An 18082-nucleotide genomic window follows, 5' to 3' on the forward strand; every position below is an offset into this window, starting at 1 on the left:
TCAAGGCTTTTTTTCTTGGTCACCCCAAGTTCACACGGAGGACACATCGCTTCGTTATACTTGGTCTTGCAAGGAGGAATGGAGGTGCAGCCCGAATTCATAGAAGTGAAGGGCAAAGGCCAGAATAGGAGCATAGGTGATGCCGGGATGAAACGAAGCATATTGCTGGTGGAGGACGACGCGCTGATGCGCGAGTTTATCACCGATTATTTTAAGAAAGAGCAATGGGATGTGCATGAAGCGGAGAACGGCCGGGTGGCGCTGGAAATATTCGAGCAAACCCCCGTTGATCTGGTCGTGCTGGACATTATGATGCCGGAGATGGACGGTTGGTCCGTATGCCGGCGGATTCGCGGCAAATCGGATGTGCCGATTATCATTATGACGGCCCGAGCCGAGGACGACGATCAGCTGCTCGGATTCGAGCTGGGCGCCGATGAATACGTCACGAAGCCGCTAAGCCCAAGAGTGCTCGTCGCGCGGGCCACCGCTTTGATGAAGCGGAAGGAAGGCACGGTGGGCCGAACCAGCGAGGTGCAAGTGTTTGGCGACCTGTCGATCAACCGCGATGCGCATGTCGTGACCGTCAAGGGCGAGCCGGTGAGCTTGACGCCCAAGGAGTACGAGCTGCTGATTTTTCTGGTCAAGCATGTCGGCAAGGTGCTAAACCGGGAAGCGATTTTGGATGCGGTATGGGGTTACGAGTATTTGGGGGATGCCCGGACGGTGGATACCCATGTCAAAAAATTAAGAGCCAAGCTGGGAGACGAAGGCCGGTCCATCGTGACCGTGATCCGTTCGGGCTATAAATTCGATGCAAATCCATGAAAAGACATAGTGTTGTTTTCAAATTATTTGTCGTTACTTCGCTGCTGGTCCTGCTTGCTTTTATGGTGGTGATGGCGGCTGAGGGCTTGTTCTTCGAACGGTTCTACCGAAGCACCAAAATCAGCCGGCTGGCCGGAAGCATGGAGAGCTTTGCCAAGCAATACGGTGAACATCCGAACGAGGAAGAGCGGGTGTCCCGGCTGCTGGGCGAATACATGAACCGGCATGACGCCAGCATCGCGATTCTGAATCGGGAGTTTGCCCAGCTTCATTATGAACCTTATTCCATCGATTTGCGGACCCCGGATGGGAAGACGATTAAGGTTGTCATTCCAACGGAAGGGACGACAAGAGAAGAGATCCCGCAGCTTCAGATTGGTGACCCGTTGACGGTTGACGGAATGTTTATGGATCAACTGGATACGATTATGAACCCCGTCAACATTCGGTTGTCGGAGGAGGCGAGCCCTGAGCCGGACTTGGGATTGGTGCGTGCGGAAGGCAAAGTGATAGATCTCCTGCTGCCGGAGCTGAATTCCCGTTCCTACAATCCTTATTACCAGGATACGTTGATTGATGATGCGGTCCAAGCTTGGCGGGCGCAACGGTCCGACGCTTCGGCCTCCGAAACCCGGCTGCTTCAGGGGGAGCCCGTTCGCTTCGAATGGCGGGATCCGTGGAGCGGCGTGGAATACGCCATGCTGCTGCAGCCGCTCGCCAACGAGGGGCGGACCGGCCCGCGATACATGGTAGCGCTAAGCTCGTTGCAGCCGGTGGGCGAGGCCGTGGATATCCTCCAGCGTTATGTGATCGTGCTGGCCCCGCTGATCGTTGTGCTGGTGGTGCTGCTGTCGCTGATGTTCTCGCGGATCGTTTCCCGTCCGCTGCTTGCTCTAAACCGGACGGCGGCCCGGTTAGCGGAGCTGGATTTCTCCGCGGTGCCGGAAGCCAAGTCCAAGGATGAGTTCGGCGAGCTGTCCCGACATCTGGCGCGGCTGTCGCGCAATTTGGACGAAGCGCTGAAGGAGCTAACCCATGCGAATCGTCAACTGCAGCAAGACGTGGAGGAGAAGCGGAAAGCGGAAGAGCTGCGCAAAGAGCTGGTCGCCAATATCTCACACGAGCTGAAGACGCCGCTTGGCATCGTCAAGGGATTTGCAGAAGGGCTGCAGGATGGGGTGGCCGACGACAAGCGAGAGCGTTATCTGGCGATGATCGTCAGCGAAACCGATCGTATGAACGCTTTGATCATGGATATGCTGGAGCTGTCCAAATTTGAGGTGAAGAAGGTGCAGCTGCATCCCCGCAGCTTCTCCCTGACCGACCTTGTTCAGCGGGTAAGCGAGTCCTTTGACCAGCAGTTGGATGCGAAGGGGCTTCGAATCGAGTTAAAGCCAAGCTATGAAGCAGGCGAGCAGTGCCCCGTGCCGGAGAAGCTCACGGTTTGGGCCGATCCGCGGCGGATCGAGCAGGTGATCCTGAATTTATTAAGCAACGCCGTTCGCCATGCCCGGGAGCAGAGTACGATCCGCATCGCGCTGCACCGGGACCTGGACGGAAAGACCACCACGACGATCGAAAATGCCGGCCCTTCTATTGCCGAGGCGGATCTGGCGCGGATCTGGGACCACTTTTATCGGGCGGAGCGTTCGCGGGACCGCAAGTCCGGCGGGACCGGGCTAGGGCTGGCGATCGTCAAGCATATCCTGGAGCTGCATGGCAGTGAATACGGAGCTCGGAATACCGAGCAAGGCGTAGCGTTTTATTTTACCTTACAAAATAAAGAAAACCCAAACGGAGGAGAAACTCATGATGAAACGTAAAACAATGGTACTTTTGACGGCAGCCCTGGCGGCTGTGCTGATGCTGAGCGCATGCGGCACGAAATCTCTTACCGGAGCACCGCAGAATGAGAATACTGCTTCAAATTCGGCAGGGGTCAGCGACCCGACACCGGCCAACTCCGAATCGGAGAATAACGCAGCGAACCCGGATGAGGGGACAGCGACAAACGGCGATCCGGCCGAGACGGCCGGAAACCAAGCCGATGAGAACGGTGCCGCCAATGGCGATATCCTAATCGTCATCGACCAAACGCCCAAGCCGCTGGCCGAAGGGGGCAGCTTTGACTTCACTGTCAAGAAAGCGCCGGAGGGATATATGCTGAAGGAGATTCACTGGAAATCCGAGAAGAACGACATTGTGAATACGCTGGAGGAAGCGATCCAGCATGGACAGAACGGCGGAGACGGCTTCTATATCAGCGGAAATGGACAGTTTATGGGGTTCCTGTATCCCGATGAAATGAAAGGCGAAGAGGGGAAAGTGACCTTCGTATTCGGCAATGAGCAAGGCCAGGAGTTAACCTGGGAGAAAGAAATTACGTTGAAATAATAACAAACGACCCAAGCCATCCGTGTCTTCACGAAGGCTTGGGTCGTTTTGTGTTAACGGGGGATTGGCATCGAACCGATCGAACCGTTCAATCCTAGCGGACCTAGGCTTTGATCGCCCCTTGCGTAATGCCGTTGATAATCCATTTTTGCAAGAACAGGTACACGACCACCATCGGCAGCAGCGCCAGTAAGTAAGAAGCGAACGCCAGGTTGTAATCCGTGCTGAATTGCCCCTGGAACACGTATTGCACGAGCGGCAAGGTGTACTGAGTGGGTTCGGCCAGCAGGATGAGCGGAAGCAGGAAATCGTTCCATGCCGACAAACTGGACAGAATCGCCACCGTAGCGCTGATCGGCGCTAGCAGCGGGAAAATGATCCGCCAGAAAGTCCCCCAGGTGGAGGTGCCGTCTACTCGGGCCGCTTCCTCTAACTCAATCGGCACCGAGCGAATGTAACCGACATAAACGAACACGTTAAACGGCAGGCCATAAACGATGTACAGGATGATCAAGCCCGGAATGTTGTTCATGCTAAGATCGGTGGTGACTTTTACGACGGGAAGCATGATGATTTGAAACGGAATAAACATGGCGCTGATAAAGTACAGGTATAGGCCTTTAAAGAACTTGCGGTTCATGTTGCGGGCAATCGCGTAAGAGACCAGGGAATTCGTCAACAGGATAAAAACCACCGAAACGGCCGTAACCGCAAAGCTGTTCCCCAGAGCCTGAAAGAAGTTGGTGGCTTCGATCGCCCGCGAGAAATTGCTAAAATGAAGGCCGGTTGGCAACGCGAAGAGGGACTCCGCCATCTCTTCCGGATTTTTCAGGGCGATGCTGACCGTCATATAAAGCGGGAACAAAATGAAAAGGGAGCCAAGCGCAATGAGCAGCGTCGCAAGCCAATTGGTTTTCTTTTTCATAGTTGATCCAACTCCCGTCTTTGCAGAACTTTAATTTGGAACAGAGAAATCGCGACGATCACGATGAAGTAGATGACGGCATTCGCCGATTGGTAAGCAAATTCGCCGCCGGTAAATCCGCCTTGATAAATCAGCAGGGCAATCGAACGGGTTGCCGTACCCGGTCCGCCTCCGGTGAGTGCGACGATTTGGTCGAATACCATCAGCCCGCCTTTCATAGCCAGCACCATGTTGATGGTAAAGAACGAAGCGAGCATCGGGAAGGTGATTTTCCAGAACTCCTGCCATTTCGAGGCGCCATCTAGGCTGGAGGCTTCATACAGATCCGTCGGAATCGTTTGGAGCCCGGCCAAGTAAAGAATCGTGTTATAAGCAACAGCTTGCCATACGCCGACAAAAACGATGCCGATCCAGGCCCAATCCGGGTTCCCCAGAAGGTTCGTTGATAACAAATCACTGCCCAGCTTTTCGCCCCAGACAGGAAAGACATTAGAGAACAGATAGTTAAAAATGTAACCGATGATCAGTACGCCAAGGACGTTGGGAAGAAAGTAAAAACCGCGGAAGAAGTTCTTGGCTTTGATCTTGGCGTTCAGTCCCAGCGCAATCAATAAGCTCAGGACGTTGATAAGTACGGTTGCTGCAATGGCATACTTGAATGTAAAAATGTAGGCATCCAGCACGTTGGAATCTTTAAATACATTGATGAAATTTTTCAGGCCGATGAACTCATACCCGCTGCTAAAGCCGTCCCAGTTCGTAAAGGCATAAAAGATGCCTTGAAGGGCCGGATACGTGTGGAACGTAAAAAATAGCAGGAGAGCGGGCAAAGTCATCCAATAAAAGGCCGCGCGGCGTTTGGTCATGGGTTTTCCTCCTCAAAATAATGATCGATCCTTGGATAATGAATGGTAGTAAACGTTTACGTAACAGGCAAATAAAAACGTGAGCGGCTTTAAGACGATGGGTTAGATCCTATCCGCTAACGTTCTTCGAAAGAAGGGCAGCCGGTCAGGGGGATTAGGACCTAACGGCCTAACCGTTTGCCTTTCGATAATGAAGTGATCCATAATAACGCTGCTTTCGGGTTCTTCCGTTGTGATCATGCGAATCAGCTTTTGACAGGCCAGATTGCCCATGTCATACAGCGGTTGGCGAACGGTCGTCAAAGGAGGGACCGACATTCGGGCCAACTTAAGATCATCATAGCCGATGATGGACAACTCGTCGGGTACCTTAATCCCGTGTTTGGCAGCTACAGAGATCGCAGCGATCGCCATTTCGTCGCTGGCTGCAAATATGGCGGTGATATCCGGCGCCTTCGCTAAGAGCTCTCCCATCGCGTTATATCCTACCTCAAAGAGGAAATCACCATAAACGATATAGGCGTCGTTCACCGGGATCCCATGATGCTCCAGGGCTTTTTTATACCCTTCAATCCGGGGCAAGCCCGCGATCATGTCATGTTTCGTCCCGCTGAGCAGGGCGATTTTTCGATGGCCGAAACCGATGAGGTACTCCACGGCATCATAAGCGGCTTGAAAATCATCAACCTTGATATACGGAACGTTGTCGTAACGGCATTCCGTCGAGACCAATACATACGGGATCTGCATTTGCTGCAGGGTCTGATAATACTCTTCCTTCAGCACTTCACTGGAAAATATCAGGCCGTCGACCTGTTTTTCCCGCAAGACTTGCAAGTATTTCAGCGTTCTCTTTCCGTCCGAATCGGTATTGCAGACCATAACGCTGTAGCCGTTGTTTTGCGCCAAATCTTCGACTCCGCGGAGAATCTCGGAAGAGAAGAGGCTGGAGACCGTCGGAAACATCACGCCGATCGTATGGGTCTTTTTGTTGATTAGGCCGCGGGCAATGGCATTGGGCTGATAACCGATTTCCTCAATGGCCTTGTACACCTTGGCTTTCGTCCGATCCGAATACCCTGGCAAATGATTGAGTACGCGGGATACGGTGGCGATAGAGACATTCGCCTTTTTCGCGACATCCTTGATGGTTGGATTCATCCTATTTCCGCCTCATTCGCTATAAATTTGGAACCGATTAGGGAAGGATATCGAACATACGTAAACGCTTACTCAAATCTTAGATCGGCGGCATTTATTTGTCAACGTTGTTTTTGGGATAAGGTGGGGTTGGACGGGGAAGAAATATTTCCAAGTTGAAAAGAGGATTGACAAACAAATAACCCGGCGATATATTCTAGGTAAGCGTTTACGTTCGATAAGGTTCGAGAGGTATCGGGAATTTAACGGATCAGGTACGAGTAGTTCGTAAACGTTTACCTTCAAAGTACCGTTGAGTTCAACACCATGCAAAGAGGTGAAGCCACAAGCCGGGCGAGGTTCGACGAAACATCATGAATGTTAGGAGACAGGGGCTCTTGCAACGGCAATCGCAGACTATTTACGTCGAAAACGTAAACGTTTACGTCCATCTTCTTTTTATCAATTCTCAGTCCAAAAAAATTAAGGATCAGGGGGATTCAAACAATGAAAAAAATCGTAGCACCTGTATTAGCAGGCCTGTTGGCCATGTCCTTGCTTAGCGCATGCGGCAATGGTGGAAATAGTGAAGGAAGTAACGCGGGGGCAGCATCTGGAAACGGAACCGCAAGTTCCGGGAAAAAGGTAGAGATCGAATTTTTCCAAAATAAGACCGAAGCAAAAGAGACGTTTGACAAGCTTGTCGCGAAGTTTAACGAAGCGAACCCGAATATCAAGGTCACCCAGGTCAACCCGCCGGATGCGGAAACGGTACTGAAGACGAGAGCAGCCAAAAACGATATTCCGGACGTTGTAGGGATGGGCGCAACGGATGCTTATAAATCGTTGGCCGCTGGGGGCATGTTCAAGGATTTAACCGGGGACCCGCTGCTCGCATCGATTCAACCGGCATACATCCAGATGATGAACGACTTGACGGGAGCCGAGGTCATTAACGGCATTCCATTCTCCGCAAACGCCAGCGGCGTGATCTATAACAAAGCGATCTTTGCGGAAGCCGGCGTAGAGGTACCCAAAACTTGGGACGAGTTCATCGCCGTAGCCGAGAAGTTTAAAGCGGACGGAAAGAACGCCTTTTACCTGACTTACAAGGATTCATGGACCGTGCTTGTCCCGTTTAATGCCTTGGAGCCAAGCATTGTAGGGACCGAGATCTTCAAACAACGCCAGGAGGGTTCGGTGAAGTTCGCCGACGCCTTTAAAGAAGTGGCAGAGAAGCAATTGAAGCTCCTGGAATACGGTCAAAAGGATATTTACGGCAAGGGCTACAGCGATGGCAACACCGCGTTCGCTAAAGGCGAGTCGGCGATGTATCTGCAAGGGGTATGGGCGATTCCGGAAATTCAGAAGGCCAACCCGTCGATCGAGCTTGGCGTATTCCCGTTGCCGGCTACAAATGACGCTGCCAAGAACAAAGTCATTTCCGGCGTAGACACGTTGCTGACCATTGCTAAAAACACGAAACATCCGGAAGAAGCTGCGAAGTTTGTCCAATTCCTGTTGGAACCGGAAAACGTACAGCAATACATCGATGAGCAAAAGGCATTCCCGGCCATCACCGGGGTATCGCAAAGCGATCCAATCATGGACGGCTTCAAAGAGGCATTTGCGGCCGGGCAAATCTCCGACTTTGCGGACCATTATGTTCCTGGTGCCATGAAGCTAGATGCCATTGTCCAAGACTTCCTGCATAAGAAAGATATCGATGCTTACCTGAAGCAAATGGATGCGGAGTGGGATAAAGTCGCGGATCGGAAATAAATAAGTTATCGTGAAGTGCAAGAGGGCGGGGACTAGGTTCCTGCCCTCTTTTTTGTTGCGGGTACGCCGGGTTGATTTTCGTGAGATTCCTCACTATAATGAATACCCGTGGGGGTATCTAGATTAGATGTCAGGCACAGGCACCGAAGGGTTAGGGAAAGGAGTGCGGGACATGACGGAAGATCATAATTATGCGGAAGAAGTTAAACGACGCTTGAAACGAATTGAAGGCCAGGTGCGCGGCGTGCTTCGGATGATGGACGAAGGGAAGCCCTGCAAGGAGGTCGTGAGCCAATTGTCCGCAGTGCGGAGCGCGGCGGATAAAGCGATGGCGCAGATCGTAGCGGATAACCTGCAGCAGTGCATCTTGGAGGAACAGGCCAAGGGGGGCGACACCGAACATTTGGTGAAGGAAGCCGTCGAGCTGCTGGTCAAGAGTCGTTAATATAAAGAAGGAGACGATACACATGGCGTTTAAGCCAGAAAAGGAAATCACTTCAGCCGAATTGGCAACGCGAATAAAACGGGGCGAACCGGTAAATGTGCTTGATGTGCGCGAGCCGCTCGAATGGGCCGAAGGCCATATTCCCGGGGCGAAGCATATCCCGCTGGGTCAGCTGCCGGAGCGGCACGCGGAGCTGGATCCCCAGGAAGAGCTGATCGTTGTCTGCCGCAGCGGCGGACGCAGCAGCTTGGCGTGTGAGCTGCTTGGCGAAAGAGGCTACAACGTCGTTAACCTGCTCGGCGGGATGATGACCTGGCAAGATGAAGTGGAGTGACCAACATGCTGATCATGGTCGGAGGACTGTTGCTTGTCGCCACGATAAGCGGATATGTGCTGCAGTTGATATGGCCTGTCCCGGGCCTGAAGTTCGTGGAGGCAAGGGCCGCATGCGGGCTCGACCTTCCGCCGCAGACGAAGAAGCTGGATGTCCGGGACGCATCCTATTATGAGGAGTGCCACCTGGACGGAACGATCAACATTTCGTTAGGTCGGCTGCCGTTTGTATGGGATAGAGAGCTTTCGCCTGCGGATCCGGTCCTCATTCTCACGGATCGCCGATTTGCGGCGATGAAAGCGGCCCGGATCCTGAGAAGACGCGGATTCCGGGAGATTTACGCCTTGCGTGGGGAAGTGTGCCGAATCAAGGCGGCGTTACAACCCTGTTTGGAGAAGAAACCCGCCTGCTGATGCAGGCGGGTTTTAGGTGTGTTACGATAGAAAACGCAGTGTTTTATTTGAATTCATTTCGAGTCTCATTGTAAATGACGGTGACGCCCAGGGAAAGATACGTTTCTTCCTTATAGTGGCATTGCGGACAAGTCTTTAAAGAACGATCGGCGTCCCGTTCGGATACCAGCGGCTGGCTGCAATTGGGGCAGCGGCTTTCGAACAGTTTCTTCAAAGTGGCTCGCAAGATCATCACCTATTTCTGATAAGTTTACTTGGTATTTATTATAGCGGTTACTCGCCCGGAAGTACAGAGGAACGATAGGGGAACGGCACGGGGGCTATTAGACAGGAGTCGAAGGGGAGCATGGACATTTTGCTGTTTGCGGTGATGTTTGTTTTAGGGCTGGTGGGTTCGTTTTTTTCCGGACTGTTAGGCATTGGCGGAGCGATTATCAATTATCCGTTGCTGCTATTTGTTCCAGCGGCGTTGGGGGTGGCCCATTTCAGCGGACAGGAGGTCTCCTCGATCAGCATGTTTCAGGTGCTGTTTGCTTCCTTATCCGGTGTGCTGGCTTTCCGACGGAGAACTACGCAAGGCGGCGGTATCCATAAAGGACTTGTCCTTTACATGGGTGGCAGCACCTTGGTTGGGAGTCTGCTCGGCGGGCTGGTTTCAGGTTATCTGGCAAGCGAGGTCATCAACCTTGTATACGGTATTCTCGCGGCGGTTGCCGTTGTGCTGATGTTGATCCCAAACCGCGGAGTGCCGGAGAGCAAAGCGGAACCCCTTTCCTTTAACCGCCTAATCGCTATGGCTGCGGCGTTAATAATTGGTCTCGCTTCCGGCGTAGTTGGTGCGGGAGGGGCTTTTATGCTGATTCCTGTCATGTTGACGATCCTGAACATCCCTCCGCGCACCGCAATCGCCTCGTCGCTTGCCATCGTCTTGTTCTCCGCCGTCGGAGGTGTGGTTGGTAAAGTCGCAACAATGCCGCTCCCTTTGGAGCCGGTGCTGTATACCATCCTTGGGAGTCTGGCCGGGGCTCCGCTGGGTGCCCGGATCGGAGCTAAAATCAGCGTAAAATACCTTCGCTACGGATTGGTGGCAATCATCGCCTTCACTGCGGTGAAGATTTGGTGGTCGCTGCTATAAGAATAGGGCCCGTGATCAAGATTGATGCGATCGCGGGCCCTTCGCGTGGGGATGAAACTTTCGGACTAGAATGAACGTTAAATGTACAGCAAGCTATATTAGAGAGCAAGGGGAGAGACATTCATCATGCCAACGCCTACATTACCCAGCCGCGCGTCGGTGAAGAGGAGAACGGGTGCTAAGAAACGCGCGTCCGTCAAGAAACGGCGGAAGCGTGGATTTTTCTATATGTTTTCCCGGTTTGTTATCGCGATGATGCTGATCGGAACGGCTGGCTTGATCTGGCTGTTCTTCACCCCGTCCGGTAACAATATGCGATATTTGATGGCCGACACGTTGATTACGACGCAGCATCGCCACTGGGCGAAATATATCATCGGGCAGGCCGAACTGGATAAGCGGGTGGCTGCTTACCAGGCTCGATTCGAACAGATGGGAACGGAGAAGGACACCCATACGATCGACTTATCGAACCCAGACAAGGAAGATACGCCAGTAAAGAAGCCGCTTGTTGAAGTCGAGGAAGTTTCGGGGAGCGGCTATCATGGGTACGTGATGACCGTTAACGATCCAACCAAAATCCGTTTAGGTGTGCCGGCGAAACGAGGCAAGGGAGAGAAGGTCTCCAGTATGGTGAAGCGAACCGGAGCCCTCGCTGGAGTAAACGGCGGCGGATTTGCCGACCCGAACTGGAAAGGCAACGGCTTTAAGCCTATCGGGGTGGTGATTTCGCAAGGGAAGCTGTATTACAATGGCATCAGCTCAGGCGCGGCGACGCAGATCGTGGGTCTGGACAAGCAAGGGAAAATGATCGCGGGCAAATACACGCTCGAGGAACTGGATAAGCTGGGCATTCAGGAGGCCGTGACGTTCCAGCCGAGAATTATCGTCAACGGCAAAGGACAGATCCGCAGTCAAAAAGAAGGCTGGGGAATCGCGCCGCGAACGGCGATGGGCCAACGCGAGGACGGCGCCATCCTGTTCGTCGTCATCGACGGGCGCCAGCCGGGCTATAGCATCGGCGCCAGCCTGTACGATGTCCAGCAAGTCATGTTGGATCACGGAGCGGTGATCGCCGCCAATTTAGACGGCGGCTCGTCTACCGTCTTGGTGAAGGAAGGCGGGGATATCGTCAACAAGCCTTCTTCCGAATACGGAGAACGCTATCTGCCAACCGCCTTTCTTGTCTTTGATGACCCATCCAAGGTAACCATCCCGAACATTTGGGAAGGTCTCCGCCCGCAGGATATCGATCCGGGGAAAAAGTGATTCCGCTCATACGAAGGAACTAAATATTTTTAACAATGAGGACTTTTTGACTAGATTTATTTTAAAATCAGGGAAAAAAGTCTTCATTTTTTTCTTGGATTTGCCGAAATAGATAAAGGATAGATAAATGCATACTCTCATGGAAAAAGGCAAACTTGCCGAAAGGTAAGGACGCAAAGCTATAGGGACTAAAGTTCTAGGAACATGTCAGCCAGCTACCCGGACGGTTAGAATCAGACCCAACCGGCATAGGTGAAGTCTGTTTTTTTGTCGAATTCATGAAAGAAAATGTATATTTGTCCACGATATAACAATATGTTCGCCTCATATGAAATCTTCCCGATCATGCGCACGACTATCAGCCTTCCGACATCATGAAGACCTTAATGATAACTTGCCGCCTTAAAGCATGAGAAGGGGAGATTTTGTTTTAACTTGGGGATAGAACAGCGCGGTACAGGGTGCCGCGGCATGAGGTACATAGCGAAAAACAGGGAGAATTAAGAAAACAAGGAGATGATGAGATGGCCGATCCATGGAATGGGGAGGAAGAAGGGCTGTTCCACGATTCTCTCCGGGACAAGTACTTAACTTTCCAGGTGGAGCGGGAGCAATACGGAATCGAGATCCAATACGTCACCGAGATCATCGGGATTCAGCCGATCACTGCAGTGCCTCAAATGCCAGATTACATTCGCGGCATCATCAACTTACGGGGAACGGTGATCCCGGTGATGGATGTGCGGGTTCGCTTTGGTTTGCCCCCCCGTGCGTATTCCGATCGTACCTGCATCATTGTTGTCGAGCTTAAGGAGGTAGCGGTTGGACTGATCGTCGACAGAGTGGCGGAAGTCATGTCCATCCCTGCTGAAGACATCGTGCCGCCTCCGGATATTCGGAACGGGGAGAGCCGTTTTGTGGCGGGGGTCGGCAAGCCTAGCGGTGCGATGTTGCTCCTGCTGGATTGCCATCGACTGATCAACGAGCACTTGGTCATAGCTGGAGCATCTAACTGAATCTATCAACATGGAGGAATCGTCGTATGAAATGGATTTACAACATGAAAATCAGCAAAAAATTAATTAGTTCTTTCGTTCTGGTCGCTCTTCTAGCGGGAGTGGTTGGATTCGTAGGGCTTTGGAACATCCATAATATAGATCAGGACTACAGCGAGCTTTTTACGGATTACGGCATTCCGATTGGGGACATCGGCGAAGTGGGCATGATGTTTAATGATACGCGGGCAACCATCCGGGATGTGTTGATCAGTACAGATGACCAGGAAATCGATGGATACTTGCAAAAGCTAGCCGAACTGGACAAGCAGATTTCTGCTGGATTAACCAAGTTTGAGGCGAAAATCCATACCGAAACGACGCGCACCGTATTTGCCGAATTGAAGGAGAATCTTGCCGCCTATTCCAGCTTAGAGGATCAGGTGGTGCAAATGGTGCGGTCTGGACAACGGGAAGCGGCCACCGAGCAGTTTTACAGGGTGGGAACTCCAATTATCAATGAGGTTGCCGCAGATATTGACCACTTGTTCGATGAGAAGCGAACGCATGGGCAGCAATTATCAAGCGACTTAACATCGCAATCCGATCGGACCATAAACACCATGCTGGCGATCGTGCTGATCTCGATCATCGTAGCGGTGCTCCTGGGAATTCTCATTTCCCGGATGATCAGCAAGCCGGTTACCCACTTGATGACGGCTGCGGAGAGAATCGCTAACGGGGATCTGGATGTGGAGATCGTCAACGCCCATCGGGATGAAATCGGTGTGTTGGCTTCCTCGTTCCGTAAGATGACGGATAATCTGAACGAAGTCATGACACATATTCAGGCCGCTTCCGAGCAGGTGGCTTCCGGATCGAAGCAGGTATCGGATGTCAGCGTCGCCTTAGCTCAAGGAGCTACCGAACAAGCCAGCTCGATCGAGCAACTGTCCGCCTCTATCGAGGAAATCGCATCCCAAACGAAGTTGAACGCCGATAATGCAGCGCTGGCCAACCAGTTGGCCGAGCAAACGAGATCAAACGCCACGATGGGCAGTGAGCAAATGAGCGAAATGCTGAAAGCCATGGACGGTATCAATACCGCCTCGGAGAGCATCTCGCGGATCATCAAGGTTATTGACGAAATCGCCTTCCAAACGAACATTCTGGCTTTAAACGCAGCGGTGGAGGCCGCCCGAGCCGGTCAGCACGGAAAGGGATTTGCCGTAGTCGCGGAGGAGGTACGGAACCTGGCGGCTCGTTCGGCTAATGCGGCCAAAGAGACCACAGGGATGATCGAAAATTCGGTTCGTAAGGTGGAGGATGGAACAAAAATCGCCAACGATACGGCTGCAGCGTTGAAGGCGATCGTGTGTGACGTGGAAAAGGTGGCCAATTTGGTAGGCGATATCGCCACCGCATCGGGAGAGCAGTCGGCGGGCGTGAGCCAGATCAACCAAGGAATCCTGCAGGTCTCTCAGGTCATTCAGGCGAATTCCGCCACTTCGGAAGAAGGGGCGGCAGCGAGCGAAGAGTTGTCCAGCCAAGCCGATTTGCTGCGGGAGCAAGTCGAACGGTTTAACCTGCGGAAAGGCCATTTTCCAAAGGCGCTGAGGGGCAGTGAGGAGATCCATCCGGATGTACTGCGCATGCTGGGGCAAATGTCCGAGAAGAACCGCGAAAGCTATGCGGCGGAATCCCAAGCGGCGGGAGGGAACTCCGCAGCCCCCCGGGGCGGGAGGATCGTCTTGAGCGACCGGGAGTTCGGAAAGTACTAAGCACCGGAAGATAAGGAAAGGCCGAGCCGGGGAATGAAGTGCTCCCTTGCTTGGCCTCTTTTTATTTGATAAAAACCCCTCCGAAGGGAAGCGCTTCGCGCAGAAAACGCCGCACGATACCGTCCTCCGCCTGCAGGTCGCGCTCCAGCTCCTGGCTTCCGGCGCCGCCGGATTGGATCAGAATCGAACCGTTCCCCGTGATTTTCCATTGATACCGCATATGCTGGCTGGCTAAGTGGTTGCCGTAAACCGACAGTTCCAGCTTGGCATTCTCGGGATAAGCTAACACCCGGCCGGCTTCGACGTAAAGAGGCTCCTCCGGATGAAGTGGGAGTTCCAGGACTTGCCCCTGGGTCAGCACGCCGATTTGCCCTTGACCGGTGAACTTCACCTTCACCGCGTCACGTGTGATCATCATGTTCTTCATACTGAGGATGCGGGTTTCCATTTGGATGCCCTCCGTATAGTAGAAGAGCTGGCGGAAGTCGTACAGCCAATCGCTGTCCTCCACCAGCCTTAACGTCTTGAGTCCGATCGAGGGAGGAAACGCGGCCACAAGCTGGCAAGGCCCGCTGTAATCGGAGCGGATCAGTCTGCGCTTGCGGTAGATCCCTTTGACGTCCAGCAGCTTGTCGCTGCGTAACGCGGCGGGGCCGCGGTATGCGATCACCTGGCTGGGGTGCAGGATATGAAGTCGCTCTCCGGGTAGCAAATCAAATGTAACGGCTTGTCCACCCACCGTGGAAGAATCGTGATGCTCGTGCAGGTCCATTTTAATCTACCTCCTGTTCGGGGTCTTAACGTCGAAGAGCAAAACGAATCACCCGAAGCAGGATAAAATATCCGGCAAACAACCCGGCGGCCGTTATGACAAGGATGCGCATCTTGCGCGCGTTGGCGTCCCTGGCTTGCTGGGCTTCGGTTAAGGCGTGAACGGTTGCGGATAACTCTCGGTTGCGCTCCATCAGCTGCTCGTTTTGCAGCCGGAACACTTCCAATGCGTCCTGGGTTTCCGTCAGTGCGCCTTGGGCCTGCTCCAGCTTGTCCACCGTCGCCGCATAGTCGGCTTTTAATGCATTCACTTCGGAAGGGAGCTGCGACAGCTCCTTGACGCCGTCCATAAGATCGTTGAAATAACCCGCTTCGGCTTGGTTGGTGCCAGCCAGGAACAATGCTCCAGCGAAGAAAGCCGTTGAAGCCAAAGCGATGATCCGGCTCCGGATCCATCTCATGATTCCCCACCTCCTCATCACTATTACGTTAGTTTCATTTAAAAAGTTTCCGATGGATCAGGTTGGTTCCAAATGAAGCGTTGACGATATTTTCGCGGGGACATGCCTTCGATCTTGCTGAAGCAGGCCGTGAAATAAGCAGCTTGGTTAAAGCCAACTTGCTCGGCGATCCGTTCGATCGTCAGGTCGGTTTGCAGGAGCAGCAGCTTGGCCTGTTCAATCCGCAGGCGTTGCAAATAAACGGCGGGGGAGCAACCGAACACCTTTTGCATGCAACGAGCGATGTAGACCGGGTGGAAATTGATGCTTTCCCCCAGCTTTTGTGCGGAAAAAGGCTCATCATAATGCTCGCGCAGATAGGAGGCCGCCTTCTCGGCGCAAGCCGACTGTGGAGGAAGTCCAGCCTGGGTTGATGAGGCCGATAACTCTACGATGACGTTTTGAAAAAGAGCCTGCTGACGCAGCCGCACACTGTCCAAATGGATGTCCCGGTTTAAATCGGTTAGCTCGTTCAGCAAGGTGATGATTTTCTGCGGTTGAGTCAGCTTTGCATATTGGGGCAGGGGGACCGTATAAGAGGTGGCCGTGAACGGGGGCAGGGAGATCGCACTAAGCATGTCCCTATCCGGCAGACTGCAACCGCAATGCCGATATTCTTCCCCTTCAATGATTCGCCAATCGCCCATCAACTGAAAATGCAGCCAATGGTGCAGCGTGTCTTCCCGGCAACCTTCCAGCGCATAGTGATAGCAATCCGGACGAAGGATCAGCGCATGACCGGCCGTCACCTCATAATGACGGTCTTCCTCTCCGATAAATAAACGCCCATGCTCGACGACCAGAAGGTCGAAGGCGCCGATATTTTGCCGGCTGGGATGCTTTCCGCCTACCGGGATCACCGCCGAGCCGCTGACGATGTAATGGGGCAGAGGGGGCGCGATAAATTCGATGAACGGAGGCAAAGGATACCAGCTCCTCTTAGGTTGGAATATTGAAAGATTGAGTTGATTCTATGATACACTAAAGTGACCTTAGCATCTATAATGTGTTTCATGCTGACACGACGACAGAGAGTCCGCAGGGCTCCCCGATATCCAGGAGGTTGTAATAATGAAGAAAATCAAGAGCGGTGGGAAGGATAAATTTTCCCTTTGGCTGCTCGCATGGCCTATATTTATTGAATTGTTTCTGCAAATTCTGCTAGGCACCGTCGATACGCTGATGGTCAGCCGCATTTCCGATCATGCGGTAGCGGTCGTCGGGTTCTCGAACCAGCTGTTTAATGCGTTAACCACACTGTTTGCCACCGTAGCCAGCGGGGCAGGGATCGTCATCGCCCAAAAAATCGGGTCGGGCCGTGAAGAGGATGCCCGGACCGTAGCGATTATCGCCTTCAAGGTGACGGCCGCCATCGGCATCGTCCTTAGCATTCTGCTGATCGCTGTACCCGGACCTATCGCCACAATGCTGCAGTTGCCGGACGAACTGCTGCCCTTGGCGAAGGTCTATATCTCCATCGTGGGTGGCGGGATGATTTTGACCGCGATGATCTCCATGCTGGGAACCGCAATCCGTAACACCGGGAATACGAAAGGACCGATGTTTACAGCGATCGGGATGAACGTTATTCATATAATTATGAACTATTGCTTTATCTTTGGCGCTCTCGGATTTCCGCAATGGGGCTTGACCGGGGTGGCCATCTCAACGGTAGCCAGCCGGTTGATCGCAACGATCGTGCTGCTGTTGATCTTCCTAGGCACGTTCCAGCGGCGAATCGGCATCAAGGACCTTCCGCTGTTTGATCGCAAGCTGTTTAAGGAAGTGCTCGTGATCGGCTGGCCGCTCGGCGTCAATTCGGCGAGTTGGGTGTTCTCGCAGCTGGCGATCTTCTCGTTCCTCGCGGTGCTGGGTTCCACTGAGCTGGCCGCCCGGACGTATATGAATACGCTGGAGTCGTTTTGCTTCATGCTGGGGTTCTCGCTGGCGATGGCGGCGCAAATCCAGATCGCCCATCTTTACGGGGCGGGTAAAACGAAGGAAGCGTATCGTGCGGTATACCGGGTACTAGCCTTCGGGCTGCCGCTGGTGATCGTCAACGCGTTTATACTTGTTTTATTTGGTCCGAAGCTGCTCGGACTGTTTACGCAGGATGCTGAGATCCTGGCCCTCTGTGCCGCGCTGCTTTGGCTAAACCTGCTGCTGCAGCCGGGTAAAATGATCAACATGGCGCTCGGCAACTCGCTGAATGCGGTAGGGGATACGCGGTACACGATGATTATCTCCTTGATCTTTATGTCCGTCGTGGCTACCGGCTGCTCGTATCTGTTTGGCGTTTCACTTGGCTGGGGCATCATCGCGATTTATGCCAGTATGATCAGCGACGAATATATCCGCGGGGTCTTTTCATTCTTCCGCTGGAGAGGGCGTAAGTATTTACGCAGGAAAGAGCAAGAGCTGCTTCAAGAACGCGGGTTAGGCCAAGGGCAAGCACAAGGGAAACCGGCAATGGACGGAGCTGCAACTCCAGCGCTCTAAGCGTA

Annotated in this window: 19 protein-coding genes and 1 riboswitch; of the genes, 12 read left to right on the forward strand and 7 right to left on the reverse strand. The window is 53.0% G+C overall.

Annotation, left to right across the window (positions count from 1 at the left end):
* Positions 1-147 precede the first annotated feature (147 nt).
* The 3 genes from BN3277_RS10860 to BN3277_RS10870 are packed head-to-tail and all read left to right on the forward strand — an operon-like array spanning position 148 to position 3222.
* On the forward strand, positions 148-828 hold the full coding sequence (locus BN3277_RS10860) for a response regulator transcription factor (protein WP_059042760.1): 681 nt from the start codon (positions 148-150) through the stop codon (positions 826-828).
* Positions 825-2651 (forward strand): sensor histidine kinase, encoded by a 1827-nt coding sequence (locus BN3277_RS10865; RefSeq protein ID WP_059042490.1) that lies wholly within the window; start codon positions 825-827, stop codon positions 2649-2651. Before BN3277_RS10860 ends, BN3277_RS10865 begins: the two co-directional genes overlap by 4 nt.
* Positions 2638-3222 carry a hypothetical protein gene (locus tag BN3277_RS10870; protein WP_316244806.1) on the forward strand — a complete coding sequence of 195 codons (585 nt, stop codon included), beginning with the start codon at positions 2638-2640 and terminating at the stop codon, positions 3220-3222. The genes BN3277_RS10865 and BN3277_RS10870 overlap by 14 nt, the downstream gene beginning before the upstream one ends.
* A gap of 103 nt (positions 3223-3325) precedes the next feature.
* On the opposite strand, the gene BN3277_RS10875 is transcribed toward BN3277_RS10870, so the two are convergent.
* The 3 genes from BN3277_RS10875 to BN3277_RS10885 all read right to left on the reverse strand — a co-directional run bounded on the left by BN3277_RS10875 (position 3326) and on the right by BN3277_RS10885 (position 6174).
* Positions 3326-4147: a carbohydrate ABC transporter permease gene (locus BN3277_RS10875; RefSeq protein ID WP_059042495.1), complete on the reverse strand. Its 822-nt coding sequence runs from the start codon at positions 4145-4147 to the stop codon at positions 3326-3328.
* Positions 4144-5013, reverse strand: a complete 870-nt coding sequence (locus BN3277_RS10880; protein ID WP_059042498.1) for a carbohydrate ABC transporter permease — start codon at positions 5011-5013, stop codon at positions 4144-4146. Before BN3277_RS10880 ends, BN3277_RS10875 begins: the two co-directional genes overlap by 4 nt.
* 102 nt (positions 5014-5115) lie before the next feature.
* The gene (locus tag BN3277_RS10885; RefSeq protein ID WP_059042499.1) at positions 5116-6174 is read right to left on the reverse strand and encodes a LacI family DNA-binding transcriptional regulator; all 1059 of its coding nucleotides are present in this window, start codon (positions 6172-6174) and stop codon (positions 5116-5118) included.
* Between the two features lie 486 nt (positions 6175-6660).
* On the opposite strand from BN3277_RS10885, the gene BN3277_RS10890 reads away from it, so the two are divergent.
* The 4 genes from BN3277_RS10890 to BN3277_RS10905 all read left to right on the forward strand — a co-directional run bounded on the left by BN3277_RS10890 (position 6661) and on the right by BN3277_RS10905 (position 9127).
* Entirely contained in the window at positions 6661-7935 is a 1275-nt protein-coding gene (locus BN3277_RS10890; protein WP_059042501.1) for an ABC transporter substrate-binding protein, read from the forward strand.
* 172 nt (positions 7936-8107) lie between these two features.
* The gene (locus BN3277_RS10895; RefSeq protein WP_059042503.1) at positions 8108-8380 is read left to right on the forward strand and encodes a metal-sensitive transcriptional regulator; all 273 of its coding nucleotides are present in this window, start codon (positions 8108-8110) and stop codon (positions 8378-8380) included.
* Between the two features lie 22 nt (positions 8381-8402).
* Positions 8403-8714 (forward strand): rhodanese-like domain-containing protein, encoded by a 312-nt coding sequence (locus BN3277_RS10900; protein ID WP_059042505.1) that lies wholly within the window; start codon positions 8403-8405, stop codon positions 8712-8714.
* Between the two features lie 5 nt (positions 8715-8719).
* Positions 8720-9127, forward strand: coding sequence for a rhodanese-like domain-containing protein (locus BN3277_RS10905; protein WP_059042507.1), 408 nt, complete (start codon positions 8720-8722; stop codon positions 9125-9127).
* Between the two features lie 43 nt (positions 9128-9170).
* On the opposite strand, the gene BN3277_RS25050 is transcribed toward BN3277_RS10905, so the two are convergent.
* Positions 9171-9353 carry a hypothetical protein gene (locus BN3277_RS25050; protein WP_232436385.1) on the reverse strand — a complete coding sequence of 61 codons (183 nt, stop codon included), beginning with the start codon at positions 9351-9353 and terminating at the stop codon, positions 9171-9173.
* A gap of 120 nt (positions 9354-9473) precedes the next feature.
* Here BN3277_RS25050 and BN3277_RS10910 point away from each other — a divergent pair, with 120 nt between their 5' ends.
* From BN3277_RS10910 to BN3277_RS10925, 4 genes are all read left to right on the forward strand, one after another.
* A complete protein-coding gene (locus BN3277_RS10910; protein ID WP_059042510.1) occupies positions 9474-10262 on the forward strand; it encodes a sulfite exporter TauE/SafE family protein in 789 nt (262 codons plus the stop codon).
* Positions 10263-10388: 126 nt separating this feature from the next.
* Positions 10389-11531: a phosphodiester glycosidase family protein gene (locus BN3277_RS10915; RefSeq protein ID WP_059042512.1), complete on the forward strand. Its 1143-nt coding sequence runs from the start codon at positions 10389-10391 to the stop codon at positions 11529-11531.
* A 138-nt stretch (positions 11532-11669) separates the two neighbouring features.
* Positions 11670-11754, forward strand: a riboswitch (cyclic di-GMP riboswitch).
* 301 nt (positions 11755-12055) lie between these two features.
* The gene (locus tag BN3277_RS10920; RefSeq protein WP_059042514.1) at positions 12056-12547 is read left to right on the forward strand and encodes a chemotaxis protein CheW; all 492 of its coding nucleotides are present in this window, start codon (positions 12056-12058) and stop codon (positions 12545-12547) included.
* A 26-nt stretch (positions 12548-12573) separates the two neighbouring features.
* Complete coding sequence (locus tag BN3277_RS10925) at positions 12574-14307, forward strand: methyl-accepting chemotaxis protein (protein WP_059042515.1); 1734 nt, start codon at positions 12574-12576, stop codon at positions 14305-14307.
* Between the two features lie 61 nt (positions 14308-14368).
* Here BN3277_RS10925 and BN3277_RS10930 read toward each other — a convergent pair whose 3' ends face one another.
* From BN3277_RS10930 to BN3277_RS10940, 3 genes are read right to left on the reverse strand one after another with little or no spacing between them, the layout of a single operon-like run.
* Positions 14369-15079 carry an AIM24 family protein gene (locus tag BN3277_RS10930; protein WP_059042518.1) on the reverse strand — a complete coding sequence of 237 codons (711 nt, stop codon included), beginning with the start codon at positions 15077-15079 and terminating at the stop codon, positions 14369-14371.
* A gap of 25 nt (positions 15080-15104) precedes the next feature.
* Positions 15105-15539 carry a hypothetical protein gene (locus BN3277_RS10935; protein WP_059042520.1) on the reverse strand — a complete coding sequence of 145 codons (435 nt, stop codon included), beginning with the start codon at positions 15537-15539 and terminating at the stop codon, positions 15105-15107.
* A 38-nt stretch (positions 15540-15577) separates the two neighbouring features.
* Complete coding sequence (locus BN3277_RS10940; protein ID WP_059042522.1) at positions 15578-16501, reverse strand: AraC family transcriptional regulator; 924 nt, start codon at positions 16499-16501, stop codon at positions 15578-15580.
* Between the two features lie 148 nt (positions 16502-16649).
* Here BN3277_RS10940 and BN3277_RS10945 point away from each other — a divergent pair, with 148 nt between their 5' ends.
* Positions 16650-18077, forward strand: coding sequence for an MATE family efflux transporter (locus BN3277_RS10945; protein ID WP_059042524.1), 1428 nt, complete (start codon positions 16650-16652; stop codon positions 18075-18077).
* The last annotated feature ends 5 nt before the right edge of the window (positions 18078-18082 follow it).

This window comes from Paenibacillus rubinfantis (assembly GCF_001486505.1).
In the GTDB taxonomy this organism is placed as follows: Bacteria; Bacillota; Bacilli; order Paenibacillales; family Paenibacillaceae; genus Fontibacillus; species Fontibacillus rubinfantis.